19 protein-coding genes are annotated in these 19,303 nt (G+C 72.5%); 12 read left to right on the forward strand and 7 right to left on the reverse strand.

The genetic code is table 11. The annotated features are described in order from the left end of the window. Nucleotides 1-21: 21 nt before the first annotated feature. Genes CLT68_RS11925 through CLT68_RS11935 form a run of 3 tightly spaced genes read left to right on the forward strand, consistent with a single transcriptional unit; the run spans nucleotide 22 to nucleotide 4,244 of the window. A complete protein-coding gene (locus CLT68_RS11925) occupies nucleotides 22-786 on the forward strand; it encodes an ABC transporter ATP-binding protein (protein ID WP_199177029.1) in 765 nt (254 codons plus the stop codon). After that, on the forward strand, nucleotides 780-3,194 hold the full coding sequence (locus CLT68_RS11930; RefSeq protein ID WP_486482146.1) for an ABC transporter permease: 2,415 nt from the start codon (nucleotides 780-782) through the stop codon (nucleotides 3,192-3,194). The genes CLT68_RS11925 and CLT68_RS11930 overlap by 7 nt, the downstream gene beginning before the upstream one ends. Before the next feature lie 48 nt (nucleotides 3,195-3,242). Then, the gene (locus tag CLT68_RS11935) at nucleotides 3,243-4,244 is read left to right on the forward strand and encodes a hypothetical protein (RefSeq protein ID WP_099850867.1); all 1,002 of its coding nucleotides are present in this window, start codon (nucleotides 3,243-3,245) and stop codon (nucleotides 4,242-4,244) included. 1 nt (nucleotide 4,245) lies between these two features. Here the strand turns inward: CLT68_RS11935 and CLT68_RS11940 are convergent, their stop codons facing one another. Genes CLT68_RS11940 through CLT68_RS11955 form a run of 4 tightly spaced genes read right to left on the reverse strand, consistent with a single transcriptional unit; the run spans nucleotide 4,246 to nucleotide 7,281 of the window. Continuing rightward, nucleotides 4,246-4,809 (reverse strand): SOUL family heme-binding protein, encoded by a 564-nt coding sequence (locus CLT68_RS11940; protein ID WP_099850869.1) that lies wholly within the window; start codon nucleotides 4,807-4,809, stop codon nucleotides 4,246-4,248. 32 nt (nucleotides 4,810-4,841) lie between these two features. After that, nucleotides 4,842-5,591, reverse strand: a complete 750-nt coding sequence (locus CLT68_RS11945; RefSeq protein ID WP_099850870.1) for a YqeB family protein — start codon at nucleotides 5,589-5,591, stop codon at nucleotides 4,842-4,844. Nucleotides 5,592-5,593: 2 nt separating this feature from the next. Further along, a complete protein-coding gene (locus CLT68_RS11950) occupies nucleotides 5,594-6,388 on the reverse strand; it encodes an ABC transporter permease (RefSeq protein WP_099850872.1) in 795 nt (264 codons plus the stop codon). Next, on the reverse strand, nucleotides 6,385-7,281 hold the full coding sequence (locus tag CLT68_RS11955) for an ATP-binding cassette domain-containing protein (RefSeq protein WP_099850874.1): 897 nt from the start codon (nucleotides 7,279-7,281) through the stop codon (nucleotides 6,385-6,387). Before CLT68_RS11955 ends, CLT68_RS11950 begins: the two co-directional genes overlap by 4 nt. A 132-nt stretch (nucleotides 7,282-7,413) precedes the next feature. Here CLT68_RS11955 and CLT68_RS11960 point away from each other — a divergent pair, with 132 nt between their 5' ends. From CLT68_RS11960 to CLT68_RS11975, 4 genes are all read left to right on the forward strand, one after another. Then, entirely contained in the window at nucleotides 7,414-8,670 is a 1,257-nt protein-coding gene (locus CLT68_RS11960; protein ID WP_099850876.1) for a sensor histidine kinase, read from the forward strand. Then, the gene (locus CLT68_RS11965; RefSeq protein WP_099857070.1) at nucleotides 8,649-9,449 is read left to right on the forward strand and encodes a response regulator transcription factor; all 801 of its coding nucleotides are present in this window, start codon (nucleotides 8,649-8,651) and stop codon (nucleotides 9,447-9,449) included. The genes CLT68_RS11960 and CLT68_RS11965 overlap by 22 nt, the downstream gene beginning before the upstream one ends. A gap of 201 nt (nucleotides 9,450-9,650) precedes the next feature. After that, the gene (locus tag CLT68_RS11970) at nucleotides 9,651-10,970 is read left to right on the forward strand and encodes an ATP-binding protein (protein ID WP_357964906.1); all 1,320 of its coding nucleotides are present in this window, start codon (nucleotides 9,651-9,653) and stop codon (nucleotides 10,968-10,970) included. Nucleotides 10,971-11,115: 145 nt separating this feature from the next. After that, entirely contained in the window at nucleotides 11,116-11,547 is a 432-nt protein-coding gene (locus CLT68_RS11975) for a hypothetical protein (protein WP_231927230.1), read from the forward strand. Nucleotides 11,548-11,658: 111 nt separating this feature from the next. Here the strand turns inward: CLT68_RS11975 and CLT68_RS11980 are convergent, their stop codons facing one another. Further along, a complete protein-coding gene (locus tag CLT68_RS11980; RefSeq protein ID WP_099850878.1) occupies nucleotides 11,659-12,432 on the reverse strand; it encodes a D-Ala-D-Ala carboxypeptidase family metallohydrolase in 774 nt (257 codons plus the stop codon). 304 nt (nucleotides 12,433-12,736) lie between these two features. Between CLT68_RS11980 and CLT68_RS11985 the strand changes: the two genes are divergently transcribed. Both CLT68_RS11985 and CLT68_RS11990 read left to right on the forward strand, forming a co-directional pair. Further along, nucleotides 12,737-13,375: a DUF6642 family protein gene (locus CLT68_RS11985; protein WP_088951490.1), complete on the forward strand. Its 639-nt coding sequence runs from the start codon at nucleotides 12,737-12,739 to the stop codon at nucleotides 13,373-13,375. A 42-nt stretch (nucleotides 13,376-13,417) separates the two neighbouring features. After that, entirely contained in the window at nucleotides 13,418-13,882 is a 465-nt protein-coding gene (locus tag CLT68_RS11990; RefSeq protein WP_099850879.1) for a PPOX class F420-dependent oxidoreductase, read from the forward strand. 229 nt (nucleotides 13,883-14,111) lie between these two features. Here the strand turns inward: CLT68_RS11990 and CLT68_RS11995 are convergent, their stop codons facing one another. Continuing rightward, nucleotides 14,112-15,344, reverse strand: coding sequence for a serine hydrolase domain-containing protein (locus tag CLT68_RS11995; protein WP_099850881.1), 1,233 nt, complete (start codon nucleotides 15,342-15,344; stop codon nucleotides 14,112-14,114). Nucleotides 15,345-15,442: 98 nt separating this feature from the next. Here CLT68_RS11995 and CLT68_RS12000 point away from each other — a divergent pair, with 98 nt between their 5' ends. The 3 genes from CLT68_RS12000 (at nucleotide 15,443) to CLT68_RS12010 (ending at nucleotide 17,632) form a co-directional block, all read left to right on the forward strand. Further along, the gene (locus CLT68_RS12000; RefSeq protein ID WP_099850883.1) at nucleotides 15,443-16,036 is read left to right on the forward strand and encodes a pentapeptide repeat-containing protein; all 594 of its coding nucleotides are present in this window, start codon (nucleotides 15,443-15,445) and stop codon (nucleotides 16,034-16,036) included. Nucleotides 16,037-16,235: 199 nt separating this feature from the next. Further along, entirely contained in the window at nucleotides 16,236-17,189 is a 954-nt protein-coding gene (locus tag CLT68_RS12005) for a hypothetical protein (protein WP_199177030.1), read from the forward strand. Between the two features lie 113 nt (nucleotides 17,190-17,302). Further along, nucleotides 17,303-17,632, forward strand: coding sequence for a hypothetical protein (locus tag CLT68_RS12010; RefSeq protein ID WP_172861950.1), 330 nt, complete (start codon nucleotides 17,303-17,305; stop codon nucleotides 17,630-17,632). 45 nt (nucleotides 17,633-17,677) lie between these two features. Here the strand turns inward: CLT68_RS12010 and dacB are convergent, their stop codons facing one another. Then, nucleotides 17,678-19,261 (reverse strand): D-alanyl-D-alanine carboxypeptidase/D-alanyl-D-alanine endopeptidase, encoded by a 1,584-nt coding sequence (gene dacB, locus CLT68_RS12015; protein WP_099850884.1) that lies wholly within the window; start codon nucleotides 19,259-19,261, stop codon nucleotides 17,678-17,680. Nucleotides 19,262-19,303: the final 42 nt, after the last annotated feature.

Below are 19,303 nucleotides of genomic sequence, written 5' to 3' on the forward strand. Positions count from 1 at the left end.
GCACCGGGCACCGTGGCGGTCATGACCACAGACACGGTGACCCTGACGGGGCTGCGCGCGGTGTACGGCACCGGGACCCGGCGGGTGACGGCGCTCGACGGTGTGACGACCAGCTTCGCGAGCGGCACCTTCACGGCGGTGATGGGCCCCTCGGGCTCGGGGAAGTCCACCCTGCTGCACTGCGCGGCGGGGCTGGACAGCCCGACCGAGGGGACCGTCACGATCGACGGCACCCGTCTCGACGACCTCGGCGAGGACGAGCTGACCCGGCTGCGGCGTGACCGGATCGGGTTCGTGTTCCAGGCGTTCAACCTGGTGTCCACGCTGACCGCCGCGCAGAACGTCGAGTTGCCGTTGCGCCTGGCCGGCCGCCGCCCGCCGGCTCGGGACGTCGTCGCCGCGCTCGACGCTGTCGGGTTGGCCGACCGGGCCGGGCACCGGCCGAGTGAGCTGTCCGGCGGCGAGCAGCAGCGCGTCGCCGTGGCCCGCGCGTTGATCACCCGCCCGGCTGTGGTCTTCGCCGACGAGCCGACCGGGGCGCTGGACAGCGCGGCGTCCCGACAGGTGCTCCGACTGCTCCGTGGGCTCGTCGACGACCACGGGCAGACCGTCGTGATGGTGACCCACGATCCTGCCGCCGCCGCGTACGCCGATCGGGTCCTGCTGCTCGCCGACGGCCGCGTCGTCGACGAGCTGGAGGGCGGGATCACCGCGGCGGTGGTCGCCGCCCGGATCGCCGAACGGGAGACGGCTCCTGCGGAGACGGCCGCGGGGCCGTCGTGGTGAGCATCCGGCGGTCGGTCAGCGCGTTCGTGGCCGTGGCCATCGGGGTCACGCTGGTCGCGGCGGCCACCCTGCTCCTCGCCTCCGGGCGCCCACAGGTGCCGGACCGGCTCGCGCGGGCGGCGGTCGTGGTGCAGAGCCCCGAAGCGGGCGCGTCGGCCGACTCGTTCGTGCCGACCCGACCCTGGTCCGCCACCGCGACGGCGGGACTCGTCGGCCGGCTGGCCGCCCTGCCCGGTGTCGCGGCGGCGGTGCCGGACCGGACCTTCTACGCCCAGCCGCTCATCGACGGTCGACCCGCGGGCAGCGACACCCACGAGGGGCACGGTTGGTCCAGTGCCCAGCTCGGTGAACTGCGCCTCACGAACGGCGAGCCGCCGCGCCGGCCCGGCGAGGTGGTCGTCGACCGCGCGCTCGGGCTGCGCACCGGCGCACCGGTCACCCTGCTGACGGCTGTGGGTGCGGAGTCGTACACCGTCACCGGTCTGGTCGACGGGCTCGGCGTCCATGTCGCGGACGAGGTCGCCGCGACGCTCGCGCCCGGCGTCCGGGCCATCGGGCTGGTGCTCACGGCGGACGCCGACCCCGAGCGGGTCGCCACGGCGGCTCGCGGGATCGTCGGCACCGACGGACGGGTGCTCACCGGAGACGCGCGTGGCGCGCTGGAGCCGCGCAACGACGCCCGCACCCGCTGGATCGGCATGCAGGTGCTCACCGCCACGGCGGTCCTCGCCGGCTTCGTCACGGTGTTCGTGGTCGCCTCCACCTTCGCGTTCACCATCGCGCAACGCCGCCGTGAGCTGGGCCTGCTGCGCGCCGTCGGCGCTACCGGGCGACAGGTCCGCCGCATGGTGTACGGCGAGGCGCTCGTCGTCGGCGCCTCGGGTGGGATCGTCGGCCTGCTGGTCGGCGGAGGGCTCGCGCCGCTGCTCGGTTGGCTTCTCGTCGACGCCGGCTTCGAACCACCGACCTTCCGGGTCGGGTACGAGCCCTGGCCGGTGGCCCTCTCGCTCGTCGCCGGTCCGGTGATCTCGCTGCTGGCCGTCTGGTCGGCGTCCCGGCGGGCGGCGCGGGTTCGACCGTTGGAGGCGTTGCGCGAGGCGGCGGTGGAGCAGCGACCGATCGGGCGGCTGCGCGTCGCCACCGGCGCGCTGCTCGTCGCGGTGGGCGTCGCCCTCAGCGTCGGGACGGCGACAGCCGACGAGGCCCGCGTCGCTGGGCAGTACGCCCTGTACGCGGTGATGGCGCTGGTGGCCGGCGCAACAGTGCTCTCCCCGGCGGTGGTCGGGCCGGTGGTGCGACTGCTGCGGTCTCCGGTGCGGCGACGTGGTGGCGCGATCGGGATGCTGGTCCGGGGCGGGGCGTTGACCGCGACGCGGCGGACCGCGTCCACTGCCGCCCCGGTGCTGCTCACCGTCGCCTTCGCGGTGCTGGTGTCCGGGATGGTGCGGACCACCACCGCCGCCTACGCGGCAGGACGGGCGGACAACGTGAACGCCGGCTGGATCGTGCTGCCCGACCGGGCACCCGGGCTGGCGGACCAGGCCGTCGCCGCCACCGGTGGCACCGCCCTCCTGCCGACCACCGTCTTCCGCACCGATCCCGGAACAGCGCCGGCGGACCGGCCGCTGACCGCGCTGGGTGTGGACCCGGCCGGCTTCGCCGCCGCGAACCGTGCGCTCACCGTCGTCGCCGGCTCACTCGACGACCTGCGCGGTGACGACACCGTGGTGGTGACCGCCTCGGCGAACCTGCGGCCGTCCGAGCCGTACGCGGTGGTCTTCGCCGACGGGACGCTGGTGTCGTTGCGCGTCGTCGCCGTGGTCACCGACGCCTCGCTCCCCGGGGACCTGCTCGTGCCCAGGGCGGTGGTGCGTACGCACGACCCGTCGGCGTTGACGTCCACTGTGTACGTCCGGGACCGGATCGCTCCTCCGGTCGGCGCGCGGATCGTCGACGTCGCCACCTGGGCGGCCGAGGCGGACGCCGCCGAGGACCGACTCGTCTGGCTCTTCACGCTGCTGCTGATCGGTGTGTCGGCCGGCTACGGGGCCATCGCGGTGGCGAACACGCTGCTGCTGGCCGCCGCCGGCCGGGCCGCGGACCTACGGCTGATCCGGATGGCCGGTGCGACCCGGCGACAGGTCGTCTGGCTGGTCACTGCCGAATCCGCACTGGTGGTGCTGATCGGTGCGCTGCTCGGTGGGGCTGTCGCCTTCGTCGGTCTGCTCAGCATCCGCGCCGGCCTCGCCGAGCAGGTCGGTGCCCCCGTCGACCTGGTGGTGCCATGGTCGGTGGTCGCCGGGGTGGTGGGGCTGTGCCTGCTGCTCGCGGTGCTGGCGAGCGTGCTGCCGACGTGGCGGTCGCTGCGACACCGCCCCGCGCGGTCCTCGGTCGGGGTCGCCGGATGACCGCGTCCCCGCCCCCCGAGGAAGCGGCCGGGCCGCTACCGTCCACGGATGCGATTCGCGCGTTCGGTCGGCCTGCTGCTCTCCGCCGCCGCCGTGGTGCTCTGGGCGTACGGCGTGACAGTGCTGCAACCGCTGACCGAGCCGATCGGCCCGTGGTCGGAGAGGCTGCCGGGCAACAACGCCTACTGGGCCCGCGACCTGCGGTTCATGGCGATCATGGCGGTGGCCGTCGGACTGGTGCTGGTCGGTCGGGGGCACCTGCGGTGGAGTCGGTGGGCGGTGCTGCTCGGCGGTTGCTGGGTCGCCGCCGACGTGGCGATCGACCGGGTCGACCCGATCGGTGTCCGGGCGACGGTGCTGCTCGCCGTCGGCGGTTGCGCCGTGCTCGGTGCGCTCGCGGCGACGGTGTGGTGGCGGGAGCGCGGCGCGCCGTCAGCCCAGGGCGGTGAGGCGCCGTCAGCCGCCGAGCGGAGGACGCTGACCGGCGCGGCCTGTGTGGCTGGGGTGTTGACGCTCGTGGCGGCTGGCATCGAGTCACCGACCGACCGGGAGCCGGAGCTGAACCAGGGCGCCCTGGCCACGGCGGCGCTGCTGGTCGTTCTGGCCGTCGGTGCAGCGTTGGCGGCGGCCCCGGCTCGTAGCCGGGCCCGCGTCGGGCTGGCTGCCGGCCTCGCCGTGGCGGCGTTGGTCGGCGTCGGGCTGGTCCGGGCCGTCGGGCCCGGCACGCGACTCCTGCCGGAGACGGCCCTCGGTGCGGTGCTGCTCACCGGCGTCACCCTGCTGGCCTGGGACTGGCCGGGCGGTCGGCCGATCTGGCGGCACCACGCGCTGGCCGCCCTCGCCGCGTTGCTGGGTCCGGTGGCATTCCTGCTGGCCACCGCGATCTCCATGATGATCCTGCTGCCGATCGGGGCGACGTTCACCGAGCTGGCCGGCAACAGCCCGATCAACGCGGCCGACTCCGACCTGCTGGTCTCGCTGTGCGGGCTGCTCTCCGGGCTCGCGATGGCCCTGCTGCTGGCCCGGCCGGCGGTCATCGACCGCCGGTAGCTCACTCGACGACTGGCAGCACGACCTCGTTGCGGCGCAGGAACCACGGTTTCCACGGCGGGTCGAAGCGTGCGTACCGGATCGCGCCGGTGGGTTGCAGCCCGGCGGCGGTGACCGACCGGCCGAGCATGGTTGCCCGCTGGCTGAACGCCTGCTCCGTCCACCGGCCGGAGAAGCGCATGGCCGCAGCCAGTTGCGCCGGAATCTCGCGGATCCGCACCCGGGCGTCCACCGGCTCGGGCACTGTGGCGGCGGTGAAGGTGGCCGGTATGACGAACTGGAGCAGGTACGCGCCCGGCCACTCACCCTCCACCTGCACCATCGGCACCGTCATGGCGATCTTCTCCGAGCCGTCGGACGCGGACGTCGCCGGCGTGTTCGACCCGATCGGGTGCCGAGCCCGGTTGGCGCCCCCGAGGTACGCGGCCAGCGGCCGGAACGCCTCGATCGGCGCCCTGGTGAACGACGCCTGGATCTGCATCTCGGCCACCAGGTGGGCCGGGTACCGACGCAGCTCGAAGCCGGGGTGTCGGGACACCACCCGGTACGGCTGCTGTTCGGTCATCGCGCGGCTCCCAGGGTCTGCTGGGACAGACGCTACCGCCCGTCCGGCTCCCGCTCGGCCGAAGTCGACTGCTCCGGCCCCGGGGCGACAGCTCGCGCGGTCAGCCGCCAGTACTGCCGCTTGCTGTCGTCGCGCAGCACCACACCGATCAGACCCAGCTCCCGGCGCAGCTCCCGGGCGTCGTCGCGGCGGTCCCGCTCGATCGCCCGAACGCGCGCGCGCAGCAGTGCGTCCGCGCCGGCGGGCAGGCCGGGCAGGTCGGGCACCCACAGCCGGTACGCCGACCGGTGCGGGTCGTCGTCCGCCCAACCCCAGCCGTGCGTCCGGAAGGCCGCAGCCAGTTGGCTGGCCGGCAGGTCCGTCGGCTCCCGGACGAGTTCCGCGCCGTCGGCGTCGAGCAGCACCAAATGCCCGTCGGTGAGGAAGACCAACCGGGCGTCGGCCCGTGCGACGGTCCGGTCCTGGTCGGAGCGGCGCAGCCGGACCTGCGCCGGGTCGACGGTGACGATCAGCCGCTCGGCGGTGCCGATCCCGGCGATGACCAGACCGCCCAGGACGCCCACCGCGATCGTGCCGGCGGTGGCCTGCGGCTCGGGCAGCCGGTCCAGCCACTCGATCAGATCGCCGAACGGCACCCAGGGCAGCCGGGCGAGCCAACCCGTCGTGGCCGCGAGGAGCCATCCCACGCCCGCGCCGAGCAGCGGAAAGCCGCCCCACATGACCGCCAGCTCCACCGGGCCGCCGCTGACCACGGTGCGTGGTCGGTAGCCGGCCATGTCCATGGTCAGGACACCTCGCGGCGGAGCGTCCGGAACAGTCCGGCGGCCAGCGGCAGGACCAGCCAGACCAGCAGGGACACCACGATCCGTCCCCACTGCTCCCCGGTGAGGGCGTCACTGCTGAACAGCGGTTCCATCGTCTTGCTGGTGTCCAGCCATTCGGAGGGGCCGCGCAGGGGCCGGACCATCTCGCCCAGCACTCCCCAGATGGTGGGCAGCAGGAAGTAGCCGACGATGGCCACCGGCGGGTTGAGCAGCAGCAGACCGAAGGCGGCGCCCATCAGCACGCTGGTGACCTGGAGGATCACCGCGTTCACGATCAGCGATCCGTCGAGCTGCCAGGTGCCGGCGCCGCCGATGGCGGAGGCCACCAGCGTCCCGACGGCGGCGAGGGTGAGGCTGGCCAGCACCGAAGCGAGTGCCGCCACCATGACCGCGACGAGCTTGGCGGTCACCACCCGCTCCCGGCGGGGCACCAGGGCGTACGTGGTGAGGGCGGTCCGTTGCGACCACTCGCTCGTGATCGAGAGGATGCCGAGCACGGGCAACAGCACCCCCACCGGCAGCAGCGAGGGGACGAAGAAGTTGGAGAACGTCTGGTCGGCGTCGTCCGCGTAGATCAACTGGAGGGTGACGACCACGGCGGCGATCAGGCCGATGGTGATCAGCAGCCAGCGGCCGGCCCGGGTGTCGACGAGTTTGCGCAGCTCCACGACGGTGAGCCGGAGCAGCGACGGTCGGCGTACCGGAGTGTGCTGCTGGGGCGCGACGGCGCTCGCGGCGGGCGCGGTGGTGGTCATCGGACGGCCTCCTTGGTGGATTCGCCGGCGGTCAGGGTGAGGAAGAGTTGTTCGAGGCCACCGCCGCTGGCGGGGCGCAGCTCGGCCAGTGCGACGCCGGCATCGGCGGCGGCCTGGCCGACCACCTCGGCGTCGGCCTGCACGAGCAGTCCTTCCGAGCTGTCGGCGGCGCTCAGCCCGGCCACCTCCAGCGCCTGGCGCAACGCCGCGCCGTCGCGGGCCCGGACCACAGTGCCGCCGCCGGCCAGCAGTTCGTTCTTGTTGCCCTGGGCCACGATCCGGCCACCCCCGATCACCACCAGCCGGTCCGCGACCGCCTCCACCTCGCGCAGCAGGTGGGAGGAGAGCAGCACCGTGCCGCCCCGGTCGGCGAAGTCGCGCAGCAGGCCGCGCATCCAGAAGATCCCCTCCGGGTCCAGGCCGTTCGCCGGCTCGTCGAGGATCAGCACCCGGGGGTCACCGAGCAGCGCATGCGCCAGGCCCAGGCGCTGGCGCATGCCCAACGAGTACGCCCGGACCCGGCGCTTCGCGGCCACCGCGTTCAACCCGACCAGGTCGAGCTTCGCGGTGACCTCGCGCCGGTCCAAACCCATGGTGTACGCGGACAGCGTCAACGCCTCGCGGCCGGTCCGCCCGGCGTGCTGAGCGGAGGCGTCCAGCAGCACCCCGACCTCCCGCCCCGGGTTGGGCAGCTCCCGGTAGGGGCGCCCGGAGACGGTGGCGCGGCCGGCGGTCGGCGCGGTTAGCCCGCAGATCATGCGCATGGTGGTCGACTTGCCGGCGCCGTTGGGGCCGAGGAAGCCGGTGACGGTCCCCGGCTCGCAGTGGAACGAGACGTCGTCCACCGCCGGGTGTGGCCCGTATCGCTTGGTGAGGTTCTCCACGGTGATCATGTGGTCGAGCCTGCCCGCGCCGCCCGGCCATCCGCTGCGGCCGCCGGTCGATGCCGTACCGACCTTGGTCGACCGGCGGGTCTCGACTTTGGTAGCTGGTCGTGGCGCCCTTCGCCTGCCTAGCATGGTGCCGTGACCAGCCTCGCCGTGCCGGAACACCCCTGGCTGCTGCCCGGGGCGCTGGCCGGCGCGACCAGCCCGGAGACGGCGACCCGCCGGCCCCGGCGGACCACCCGGGACTGGGCGGTCGACACCCTGGCCTTCCTGATCAGCCTGCTCTGGGTGCTGTACGCCACGGCGGACGCCCTGTCGCCCAACCCGGAGACGGCGGTCGCGCTGCCGCACGACTGGATGGTCGGCGTGGACGCGCTGATCGGGCTGGTCTGCTGCGGGCTGCTCTGGCTGCGGAGGCGGTGGCCGCTCGGGTTGATGGTGGCGACCCTGCCGTTGAACCTGTTCTCGATGGCCGCCTCCATCCCGCTGTTGATCTTCTACTTCACCGTGGTGGTGCACCGGCGCACCGCAGTCTCGGTGGCGGTGACCGGCGTCGGTCTCATCACCAACCTGGTCTACAGCTGGACTCGTCCGGATCCGGTCATGCCCTACTGGGCCACCGTCGCCTGGGGTGTGGTGATCACTCTCACCGTGCTGGCCTGGGGGATGTTCGTCCGGGCCCGACGGCAGTTGATCGTGTCGCTGCGGGATCGGGCCGAGCGGGCCGAAGCCGAGCAGCAGCTCCGGGTCGCCCAGGCCCGCCACCTCGAACGCACCCGGATCGCCCGGGAGATGCACGACGTGCTGGCCCACCGGATCTCGCTGCTCAGCCTGCACGCCGGGGCGCTGGAGTTCCGCCCGGACGCTCCCGCGGACGAGGTGGCCCGGGCCGCCGGGGTGATCCGGGGCAGCGCCCACGCCGCCCTTCAGGACCTGCGGGAGGTCATCGGGGTGCTCCGGGCCGAGAGCGACGACGGCGACTCCCCGGAGCCGCCGCAACCCACACTCGCCGACCTGCCGGCCCTGATCGCCGAATCGCGGGCAGCCGGGGTGCGCGTCAACGTCAGCGACAGCGTCGCCAGCCCGGGGGAGGTGCCGGCGGCGCTGGGCCGGGCCGCATACCGGATCGTGCAGGAGGGGCTGACCAACGCCCGCAAGCACGCGGCCGGCGCGGCGGTCACCGTGGACGTCGCGGGAGGCCCGGGCAGTGGCCTGACCGTGGCGATCGGCAACCGCTGGCCGGTCGGCGCACCGGCCGGCGACACTCTGCCCGGCGCCGGCACCGGCCTGGTCGGCATCAGCGAACGGGTCACCCTCGCCGGTGGCCGGCTCGCCTACGGTCGCGACGACGCAGGCGACTTCCGGCTGGCCGCCTGGCTGCCGTGGCCGGCGTGACCGGCCCTTCCGGCGCGGCGGGCCCTTCCGGCGCCGCCAACGCCTCCGGCGCCGCCAACGCCTCCGGCGTGGTCGGCCCTTCCGGTGGGGCGGTGCCGCAGTCGGCAGTGTCGCCGGTGCGCGTGCTGATCGTGGACGACGACGCGCTGGTCCGGGCCGGGCTCTCGATGATCCTCGGCGGTCTGCCGGACCTGACCGTGGTCGGCGAGGCCGCTGATGGCGGTGAGGTCCCCGCCGCCGTCGCCGCGTACGCCCCGGACGTGGTGCTGATGGACATCCGGATGCCCCGGGTGGACGGGCTGACCGCCACCGAGGCCCTGCGTGCCCAGCCGCACCCGCCGGAGGTGCTGGTGCTGACCACCTTCGACGCCGACGAGCAGGTGCTGCGGGCGTTGCGCGCCGGGGCGGCCGGTTTCCTGCTCAAGGACACCCCGCCGGCGGAGATCGTGCACGCCGTGCGCCGGGTGGCGGCCGGTGAGGCGACCCTGTCCCCGACGGTGACCCGGACACTGATCGCCCACGTGACCGCCGCCACCCCCGGCCCGGCCGGCCACGACCCGCGGCGGGAGCGGGCGCTGCGGTTGCTCACCGGGCTCAGTGAGCGGGAGCGGCAGGTGGCGGTCGCCCTGGGCCGCGGGCACACCAACGCGGAGATCGCGGGGGAGCTGTTCATGAGCGTGGCGACGGTGAAGGCGTACGTCTCCCGGCTGCTTACCCGGCTCGACCTCAACAACCGGGTCCAGGTGGCCCTGCTCGTGCACGACGCCGGCCTGGTCTGACGAGCCGTTCGCTGGGCCAGATGGCCAGGCATACCAACACGGATGAGGTTACACTCATTTTTGGTTGTTCCATTGTTGGTTGTCTCAGGAGTGATCGTGGATGGCTTTGTCGGACGGGACCGTGAACTCCACCTCCTCGGCGGAATGCTTTCTCGGGTGCAACGAGGTGGTCGTGCTGGTCGGCCTGGGCGGGCCCTTCTCATGCGCGGTCGCCGGCGGGTAGGCAAGTCCCGACTGGTGGAGGAGTTCGTCGAGCGGGCCGACGTGCCGTATCTCTTCTTCACCGCCTCCGCGCAGCCGACCGTCGCAGCCGACCTCGCACTCTTCGTGGAAACGGCGGCCGCCTCGACGCTGCCGGGGGCACAGATCCTTCGTGAGCAGCAACCGCAGACGTGGGACGCCGCTCTGACCCTGCTCGCCGCCGCGCTGCCGTCCGACCGACCGAGCGTCGTCGTCCTGGACGAAATGCCGTACCTCATCGCAAGTGACCCGGGCTTCGAGGGAACGTTGCAGAAGGTCTTCGATCGCGAGTTGTCCCGGCGGCCCGTCCTGCTGATCTGCGTCGGCTCGGATCTGGCGATGATGGAGGCCCTGAACGACTACGGCCGGCCGTTCCACCAGCGAGCCACCGAGATGGTCATTCCGCCGCTGAGCCCAGCCGACGTCCGCGACATGCTCGACCTGTCCGCCGCCGACGCGTTCGACGCCTACCTGGTGTCCGGCGGTCTGCCGCTGATCCTCGACGAGTGGCCGAACGGCGCATCCGTCCACGACTATCTGAGCGAGGCGGTACGGGATCCGACCTCAGCTCTGCTGGTCAGCGGCGAGCGAGCACTGGCGGCGGAGTTTCCGCCCCAGTCCCAGGCAGGGCTGGTGCTGCGGGCCATCGGCAGCGGTGAGCGGACCTTCTCGCTGATCTCCCGCGCTGCGGGGGATCTTCCACAGGCGTCCCTGAACCGCGCCCTGCGCCTGCTGGCCCAGAAGCGGGCCGTGGAGGTCGCCGTTCCGCTGTCGACCAAGCCGTCGCGGGAAACCCGCTATGCGGTGGCCGACCCGTACCTGCGCTTCTGGCTGTCATTCCTGGGATCTCACCTGTCCGAGATCGAGCGCGGGCGAGGTGACCTGACCCTGGACCGGATCGTCCGGTCGTGGGCGTCCTGGCGGGGACGGGCCATTGAACCTGTCGTCCGAGAGGCGCTGCGCCGGCTGAGCGGCGACCACCTGCCGGAGGAGGCAGCGGTGATCGGCAGCTACTGGACCCGGACCAACGACCCGGAGATCGACCTGGTTGGCGCTGACCGGGGGCCCGTCGCTCAGCGCATCAGCTTCGTCGGTTCGATCAAATGGCAGGAGAGCCGGCCCTTCGACGCGCATGACCTGGGTCGGCTGCTGCTGCATCGGTCCCGGCTGCCCGGTGCCGACGACGCGGTGCCGGCCGTTGCCGTGTCGCGCAGCGGCACCGTCGTCGAGGGGATCCGAGTGCTGTCGCCGGAGGATCTGCTTACCGCGTACCAGAATTGAACTTTCGTCCGGTGCCGGCCGTACCCATGGCCGAGGATGTCGGTGCGGTGGGTCCGCCGTACCGCTGCCGAACTGCGGGAGGCCTGCCGTGCGAGTTGGTGAGCAGTCGACGGATCCCATCGATCAGGTACTGGGTGAGGTGCCGATGCCGGCATCGCTGACCCCGGAAGATGTCCGGCTGGCGGTGCGGGCGGTGGTCGTGCACACCGCCGAGGAGTGGCCCACCGGGCCGCTGTGCCGCAATGACGGCGCCTCCTACCCGTGCCGCCTGCACCGCTGGGGGCGACGGGTGTTGGAGACACACGGGCTCAACGAGCGCCAGATCGAGGCGTTGATCCGGCACGGCAATCCGTTCGTGCACGTACCGTTCCCGTTCACGGCGACCGGGCCGTCTCCCGCACGTCCCGCCGGTAGCCGGCCGGCAACGACCGGCTACCAGGCGCCGGCCGGGCGTACCGGTGGGTTGCCGGCGCGGCAGCAGGCCGCGCGGGTCGTCCCACCGGGCGTACGGCCCACCGCTGCTGGCCGGCCGGTGACTCCCCCCGTCACCGCGCCGCGCTGGCCCCGGGCGAGCTGAGCGCACCCCTCCGCCCACCCGACCCGGGGCGACACCACGTCGGCCCGACGCGGAGATCCCCTCCGCGTCGGGCCGACGTCGCGCCCAACAGATGAGTCGGTCGTCGCCGGCTCAGATCCCGCAGTCCGGCGCGGACCAGTTCGTCGTGTTCGAGCTGTTGTCCCTGTTGTTCTCCCGACGCGAGTCGACGTGCACGTGGTCGTCGTGGTCCGGGTAACCCGGCCCGTAGATCCCGCTGAAGCCGTTGTTACGGGCGCCGCGGGCGACCTGGCACAGCGACGACGTCCGTGAGGTGACGTCGGCCGCGTTGCCGTACAGGTGCTGGCTGTCCGACGCGCCGCCGACCTGGTTGTTGCAGGCGCGGCTGCGGTATCCGCTGGACACGTTGAGCGGCTTGTCGCCGAGGCTCTTGCGCAGCGCCTCCAGCTTCCACATGGTGCGCAGCGCGTTCTGCTTGGTCTGGGCCGCCGACAGCGGACCGCCGCTCCACCCACTTCCGCCGCACCCGTTGTCGAGTTCGTTGTAGCTGAAGTGCGCGGGTGTGCAGTCGTTGTCCTGGAGCTGGTACAGCTTCGCGTAGGTCTGCGGGCCGGCGATGCCGTCGGCGCGCAGCCCGTACGCCTGTTGGAACCGCTTGACCGCGGCGGCGGTCTTCGGTCCGTAGCGGCCGTCGTTCTCCACGATGTCCCGGTAGCCGGCCCAGCCGGCGACCCGGATCTGCAGCTGTCGGACGTCGTCGCCGGAGCGCCCCTGGGCCAGGGTGCGGTTCCACGTGTAGCAGCCGTCCGCATACGCCGCTGGCGCGGCGACCACCGCAGCGATCGCTGCCCCGGGCAACGCCAGGGCGAATGCGATGGCAGCACGCTTCAAGGTGTTTACGCGCACAGAAGTCCTCCCGATAGGAGAGCGAATGGGGTGGCCACGGGACATCGACCGAGAAGTCCCGCGATCTCCACCCTGACACTGATCGGTGTGGTTGGAGGCGATTAACGAGAATCGTCCTCACAATCCGCGATCCCTGGGTATTGGCTGGGAATTAGGCTGATTTGCGAAACAGCCATTGATCGCCGATCGGTCCTTGCGGGATCAAGCGCACCGAACGTCGCAATCTGCCACACCGAGGGTGATGTTCCCTGGTCGCTGACGGGCGGTAACGTCAGCCTCGGGCTGCGGACTGGCGGAGGTGCACGTGGCACGCGGTGGCGTCTTCTGTGTCGAGGGTCAGTGGCACCGCGACCTCAACGAGCGGGGCTCCGTCCTGCCCACCCTTGAGCTGCTGGAGCGGCTCGGCAAGATCCGTTTCATCCACAAGGACGCGGCCACCCGCGACGAGTTGTTCTACTTCCTGGACCGTTGGCTGCTCAAGCAGTACGCCGACCACCGGGTCGGCTTCTTCGCGATGCACGGCGAACCGAGCCGGCTCTGCCTCACCGACTGGCAGTCGGTGGAGTTGAACGAGGTGGCCGACCTGATGGCGGGCCGGGCCGAGGGGCGGCGACTGTATTTCGGCAGTTGCTCCGTCCTGCGGGCCTCCGACGCGGTGCTGCGCGAGTTCCTTGAGGTCACCGGAGCCGCTCTGATCTGCGGTTTCACCCGAGAAGTCGACTGGGTCGAATCGGCGGCTTTCGAAACCGTCCTCCTCGACGTGCTCGCCAACGGCCAGCGGCACAATGCCGCCGAGCTGCGAATGGGTTCGGCCCACTGGGCGCCGCTGGCGTCGTACCTCGGCTTTCGGGTGATCTACGCCAACGGCCGGGCCTGGCGCCCGTCCAGCCGCCCCCGGGTGCCCACCCAGGCGGTGCACCGCTCCACGGCCCGGCCCCGCTGACCCGCTGCCGCCGCCCTGCCCGCACCCTGGTAGGAACGAGGAATGGCGCGCAGCATCGCACGGAACACCCGGGTCGACCGGGACAGCCTGCTCGACTTCCTCCGGCCGCGACACCGCGTGCTGCTGATGACCACCCGGGCCGACGGTCGCCCGCAGTCCTCCCCGGTCTCGGCGGGGATCGACGGGCAGGGCCGGCTCGTCGTCTCGACCTACCCCGAGCGGGCCAAGGTGACCAACATCCGCCGCGATCCGCGGGTCTCGGCGTGCGTGCTCAGCGACGACTGGAACGGCCCCTGGGTGCAGATCGACGGCACCGCCGAGGTGCTCGACCTGCCCGAGGCGCTGGAGCCGCTTGTCGAATACTTCCGCAGCATCTCCGGCGAACACCCGGACTGGGACGACTACCGGGCGGCGATGGTGCGCCAGGGCAAGTCGCTGATCCGGGTCACCATCGACGCCTGGGGCCCGATCGCCACCGGTGGCTTCCCCGCCCGCCTCGCCGACTGAGGTCGATCGCGCTCGGTAGGCCAGTGCGGCGCCCCGACCACCCCGACCACCGACGACCGCGGACACCCGGGGCGGAGGGTCATGGGGTGGGGCCGCCGTGCTGTAGAGCTGCCCCGGATATGGGGCGGCAGGTCGCTGGCCGCGCTCGAGGTCGGCGGCCTGACCTCCCGGCGTCGCTGCCGCCGGGTCCGCGGAGGTCAGCGCCGAGCGGCGCGGCGGTCGTACCGCCTCAATCGAGCAGGGCGGCGTAGACGAGTTGGCGCAGCTGGGAGCGCAGCGGGTAGGTGCTCGACGGCATCAGCTGGGTGAACAGCAGCGCGGTGATCTCCTCGGTCGGGTCCACCCAGAACGCGGTGCTGGCCACTCCACCCCAGTAGTACTCGCCAACGCTGCTCGGCACCCGGCTGGGGATCGGGTCGTCGGTCACCGCGAAGCCCAGGCCGAAGCCGATCCCGTCCAGGGTCGACTCCGTGAAGCCGCCGGTGGACAGGGTGCCCAGGTCCTGCCCCCCCGGCAGGTGGTTGCGGGTCATGAACCGCACCGTGCGCGGCCCGAGCAGCCGAACCCCGTCCAGCTCGCCGCCGCGCAGCAACATCTGAGTGAAACGGTGGTAGTCGGCGGCGCTGGAGATCAGTCCACCGCCGCCGGACAGCAGGGCCGGCTTGTTGAACGCGAGCGAGCCGAGGCTGTCGTAGCGGACGGCCCGCCCGCTGCGCGGGTCCGGGACGTAGAGCGCGGCCAGGCGGTCCGCCTCCTCGCCCTCCACCCACCAGCGGGTGTCGGTCATGCCCAGCGGGCCGAAGATCCGGTCGGCGAAGAACGCGTCGAGGCTCTGCCCGGAGATCACCTCGACGAGCCGACCGAGCACGTCGGTGGCGACCGAGTAGCCCCAGGCCGAACCGGGTTGGAACAGCAGCGGCAGCTTCCCGAAGACCGCGCAGGCGCCGGCCAGGTCGACGTCCGCCGGCGGGTACAGGTCATAGCCGGCGGCCCGGTAGAGCCCGTCGACCACCGACGTCTGCATGAAGCCGTACGTCAGGCCGGCGGTGTGGGTGAGCAGGTGCCAGACCCGGATCGGCTCGGTCGCCGGCACGGTGTACGGCTTGAGCACCGATCCCTTGGAGTAGACCCGCAGGTCGACGAACTCCGGAAGCCAGCGGCTGATCTCGTCGGTCAGCTCGAACCGGCCCTCCTCCCACAGCATCATCGCCGCGACCGAGGTGACCGGCTTGGTCATCGAGTAGATCCGCCAGAGCGTGTCGGCCTCGACCGGTGCGCCCGACTCCCGGTCCCGCAGCCCGTACGTCGAGGAGTGCGCCACCTCGCCGCGACGGGTGACCACCACCTGCCAGCCGGCCAGCCGGCCGTCGTCGACGTACCGGCCGAAGTGCTCGTCGATCCGCGCCAACCGCGCCGGGTCGAAACCGATCTGATCCGGGTCCTTGCTCCGAGCCACACTCACGTCGCCGAACCTACTCGCCGGTTCGCCCGTACCGGAAGGGGGTCACAGCGGGCCACGTCGGCTGCGCGGCTGTCGTTGCTGGCCACTAGCCTGGCCGGATGCCGGAGCTGACCGAGGACGTGACCTACCGTAACGAGGACTGGTATGGCGAGGAGCTGACCGACCGACACTTCGTGGGTTGTGAGTTCTTCGACGTGGACCTGACCGAGGCGGTGAGCCGTGGAGCGGTCTTCACCGGGTGCACGTTCGGCAACGTGCGGTTCAACGCGTCCCGGCACGTCGACTCGGCCTTCACCCGTTGCGTGTTCCGGCGGTGCAACTTCTTCGAGGCCGAGTTCACCGGCTGCAAGCTGGTCGGCAGCACCTTCTTCGACTGCGACCTGCGACCGTTGACCGTCGACGGCGGTGACTGGTCCTTCGTCGCCCTGCCCGGTGCTGACCTGCGGGGCGTCCGGCTGACCGGGGTGCGGATGCGCGAGGTGGACCTGACCCGGGCCAATCTCACGGGGGCCACCGTGGCTGGCGTCGATCTGTCCGGCGCGCAGCTGCTCAACGTCAAGCTGGGCGGCGCCGACCTGCGCGGCAGCGATCTCACCGCGCTCGACCCGACGGCCGTCGAGCGGGCCGGAGCCGTCATCGACGTCGGGCAGGCCGTGGTCATCGCGCAACTCCTCGGCTTCCGGATCGGCTGACGCGAGCGGCGCTCGTGGCCTGCCGAAGTGCCGGTTCGTGTGGGGCGGGTTGTCCGGCAGCGTCCGGTTGCGGGCTGGACACGTCAGGCAGTCCGGATCTAGCGTGTCGTCCACGCCGGTACGAACGCGAAACGGCCCACAGTGGACGGTATGACGCGCGCCGGTCGACGGCGGCCGGGTGGTGGAGTTGGAGGGGTCGGTGTCGGACGAAGACCGCACGCGGGCGGATCCGGGTGCCGGGGACGCGCCGCCGAAGCACCGCTCGGGCGCCGGCACCTTCGGGCAGACCCTCGCCGTGCTGCGCCGTGTCGCCCGTGTCCGGCGGCGGCGACGTTGGGCGGTGGAGGGTGCGGCCGTACTCGCGTGTCTGGTGGTGCTGGTCGCCTACCTCGGCAGTCGGTCGGACCCGGAGCCCGGCGACGGCCAGGGTGGTCGCTCCGGCGATGTGACCGCGGGCGCCGCCCGTTCCCCCGGTCACCCGGCCACCGACGGGCGCACCGGTGAGGCGGGGCCGGCGATGCCGGGCCTGCGTCCGCGCCAGCGTCCACCCTCGCCCGAGCCGACACCGTCGGCCAGCGCACCGGCCCCACCGCCGCCATCACCTGAGGCGTCGGCGCTGTCGGTCACCCAGGCAGAGATGCCCGCCGAGGTCGACCTCACCGCCGTGGGCGCCCGGGACTGGATGCACTGGGGGGAGCGCGGCCGCACCTCGACGGTCCGCAAGCGCGCCGGCTCCGGGGAGATCGCCGACGAGGGCGGTGCCGGCAGGCGGGTCGGCTGGGACGGCAACCAGGAGCACGTCCGCTGGTCCGACGGATCGTCCCAGCGGTCGGCGAGCGACAGCTCCAACGGCGTCTACACCTGCGGCGCCGGCAACGGTTTCCGCCTCGCCGTCGCCGGCAGCGGTGAGTCGCGCACGGTCCAGCTCTATGCCGGCACGTGGATGGCCCGGGGGCGTCTGGACGCGCGGCTGTCCACCGGCGGACCTGTCAGGACCGCCGTGCTGGAGGACCCGTACACCGGTAAGAGCGCTCAGTTCACCGTCCGGTTCACGGTGCCGAAGGGTGCCAAACTGCTGCTGACCTGGACCGTCGAGAAGGTCTTCACCTCACACTGCGGCAACGTCGGCCTCCAGGCCGTGGCGGTGCGCTGACCAGCCGACCGCTGCGCGATCGCACAGCGGGACAGTTTGTCCGTCGCGGACCGTCGATATGGTCGTAACTTTCTGCTGTTCCCACCCGACCATCCAGTGTGGAGGCAGCGGAGATGAGCAGTAGCACCGCCCACCGCGTCCGTGGCGCCGCTTCGTCCGGTGCCGGTGAAGCGTCCGGGGAGGTGCTCCGCGACATCCCCCTGCCGCCGTACGTGACGGGCGAGGACACCCAGTTCGCGGTGCGGGCGGTGGTGGTGCACGCCCCCCGGCGGTGGTCCGGGGGAGTGGTCTGCCGCAACGATGCCAGCCCGCACCCGTGCCGCCTGCACCGCTGGGGCACCCGGGTGCTGGCGCTGCGCGGGCTGCGGGCCGCCGAGATCGACGCGCTCATCGAGCGTGGCGACCCCACGGCGGTGGTCCCCCCACCGGACCGACCGGCCTGAGCGCGCGCCCGGCCGGGAGGCACACCGGTGCCTCCCGGCCACAGCTCAACAGGTGATCGGCTTGACCCAGGAGCACTCGACGCCCTCCGGGGTCCGAGGCGTCTCCGGCACCGCTGGCGGTGCCATCCGCGCCGCCGTCGCAGCATCCTCGCGGAAGCCGGCCAGGGCCACGGCGATCTGATCCTCCAGCGGCTTGACCGACGCCGTCAGGTAGTTGTTCAGCAGGATCGAGAACGCCAACAGTCGGCCGTCGGCGCTGGTGACGTAGCCGGAGAGCCCGGAGACACCGGTCAGGCTCCCCGTCTTGGCGTGCACGTTGCCCGCCGCCGCGGTGCCGGCCATCCGGCTGCGCAGGGTGCCGCCGACGAACCGCTCGGGTTGCCCGGCGATCGGCAGGGCCGCGTACCAGGTCTCGAACCACGGTTCGGCGCGCACGGCGGCCAGCAGGTCGACGAACTCCGTAGCCGGCACCAGGTTGCGCCGGGACAGCCCTGAGCCGTCGCGCTGACGCAGCCGACCGGTGTCCATTCCGGTGTCGGCGACGTACTCGCTGATCGCGGTCAATCCGGCCGCCCAGGTGCCCTCGCCGGACAGCACCCGGCCGATCTCCTTGGTCAGCACCTCGGCGTGCCCGTTGTTGGAGAGCTTGAGGAACGGCGTCATCAGCTCGCCCAGGCTCATCGAGTCGTGCCGGGCCACCGGGTGGGCCGTCTCCGGTGTGGGCTGGCCGAGCACGGTCCGGCCGAGCACCCGGACGCCGTGCCGGTGCAACGCCGACCGGAACACGTCGGCCGCGTAGCCGGCGGGCTCCCAGACGGTCACCCAGTCGCTGGCAGGCTCGTCACCAACGGCGATCTGGCCGGTCACCACGACGGTGTTGCCGCCGTGTTCGCGTTCGATCGAGATCGAGGTCTCGCCCTCGGCGACCGTCTCGGCCCGGTTGTCGACGCGGATGTACCCGGTGGCCGGGGTGGTGCTGACCACCGGCGGGGCGCCGGCCCGACCGGCCGGGGCGGCCTGCACGATCACGGTGCCGGCGTCGTAGTCGGTGTCCGGGGCCACGGTCAGCGCGGAGACCTGGGCGGCGTAGTAGTAGGGCTCGTCGTCCCAGGTCCAGTCGGGGCCGAGCCGGGTGCGGTCGTAGCGGGTGTCGTCGGCGACCAGGTTGCCGGCGACCACCCGTACGCCGTCGGCGGCGACCTGCGCGGCGAGCGCGTCGTAATCGGCGGCGAGCATGGTCGGGTCACCGCCACCGCGCAGGTAGAGGTTGCCGGAGAGCAGGCCGGCGCGGCGCTTGCCGCTGGTGCGCACGTCGGTGGTGAAGCGGTGCCCCGGGCCGAGCAGCTCCAGGGCCGCGGTCGAGGTCATCAGCTTGGTGTTGGAGGCCGGGACCAGCCTGCGGTCACCGTTGCGGTCGTAGAGTGTCTGTCCCGTGCCGGTGTCGACCACGACCACCGACGCCTGAGCGCCGGCGAGTCGGGTGTCGGCCAGGATCCTGTCGATGGTGGCGTGCAGTCGGGTCGTCGCGGGGGTGGGCGACTCGGCCGTGGCACCGGGCGCGCCGACGGTGGCCACGGTGGCGACCAGCGTGAGCAGCGCGAGGGCCCGGGGAAAGTGACGGCGATGCATGCGCTGATGCTGCCACGAAGGTATTCGCCGGAGAAGAGCAGC

This window comes from Micromonospora sp. CNZ299 (assembly GCF_002754415.1).

What these genes read in the sequence shown, in the direction of transcription:
- CLT68_RS11950 (WP_099850872.1), bottom strand. Translation starts at nt 6,388, where the DNA reads ATGACCACCACCGCGCCCGCCGCGAGCGCCGTCGCGCCCCAGCAGCAC.
- CLT68_RS11970 (WP_357964906.1), top strand. Translation starts at nt 9,651, where the DNA reads ATGCGCGGTCGCCGGCGGGTAGGCAAGTCCCGACTGGTGGAGGAGTTC.
- CLT68_RS12000 (WP_099850883.1), top strand. Translation starts at nt 15,443, where the DNA reads ATGCCGGAGCTGACCGAGGACGTGACCTACCGTAACGAGGACTGGTAT.
- CLT68_RS12010 (WP_172861950.1), top strand. Translation starts at nt 17,303, where the DNA reads ATGAGCAGTAGCACCGCCCACCGCGTCCGTGGCGCCGCTTCGTCCGGT.
- CLT68_RS11935 (WP_099850867.1), top strand. Translation starts at nt 3,243, where the DNA reads ATGCGATTCGCGCGTTCGGTCGGCCTGCTGCTCTCCGCCGCCGCCGTG.
- CLT68_RS11990 (WP_099850879.1), top strand. Translation starts at nt 13,418, where the DNA reads ATGGCGCGCAGCATCGCACGGAACACCCGGGTCGACCGGGACAGCCTG.
- CLT68_RS11940 (WP_099850869.1), bottom strand. Translation starts at nt 4,809, where the DNA reads ATGACCGAACAGCAGCCGTACCGGGTGGTGTCCCGACACCCCGGCTTC.
- CLT68_RS11975 (WP_231927230.1), top strand. Translation starts at nt 11,116, where the DNA reads ATGCCGGCATCGCTGACCCCGGAAGATGTCCGGCTGGCGGTGCGGGCG.
- CLT68_RS11945 (WP_099850870.1), bottom strand. Translation starts at nt 5,591, where the DNA reads ATGGACATGGCCGGCTACCGACCACGCACCGTGGTCAGCGGCGGCCCG.
- CLT68_RS11925 (WP_199177029.1), top strand. Translation starts at nt 22, where the DNA reads ATGACCACAGACACGGTGACCCTGACGGGGCTGCGCGCGGTGTACGGC.
- CLT68_RS11955 (WP_099850874.1), bottom strand. Translation starts at nt 7,281, where the DNA reads ATGATCACCGTGGAGAACCTCACCAAGCGATACGGGCCACACCCGGCG.
- dacB (WP_099850884.1), bottom strand. Translation starts at nt 19,261, where the DNA reads ATGCATCGCCGTCACTTTCCCCGGGCCCTCGCGCTGCTCACGCTGGTC.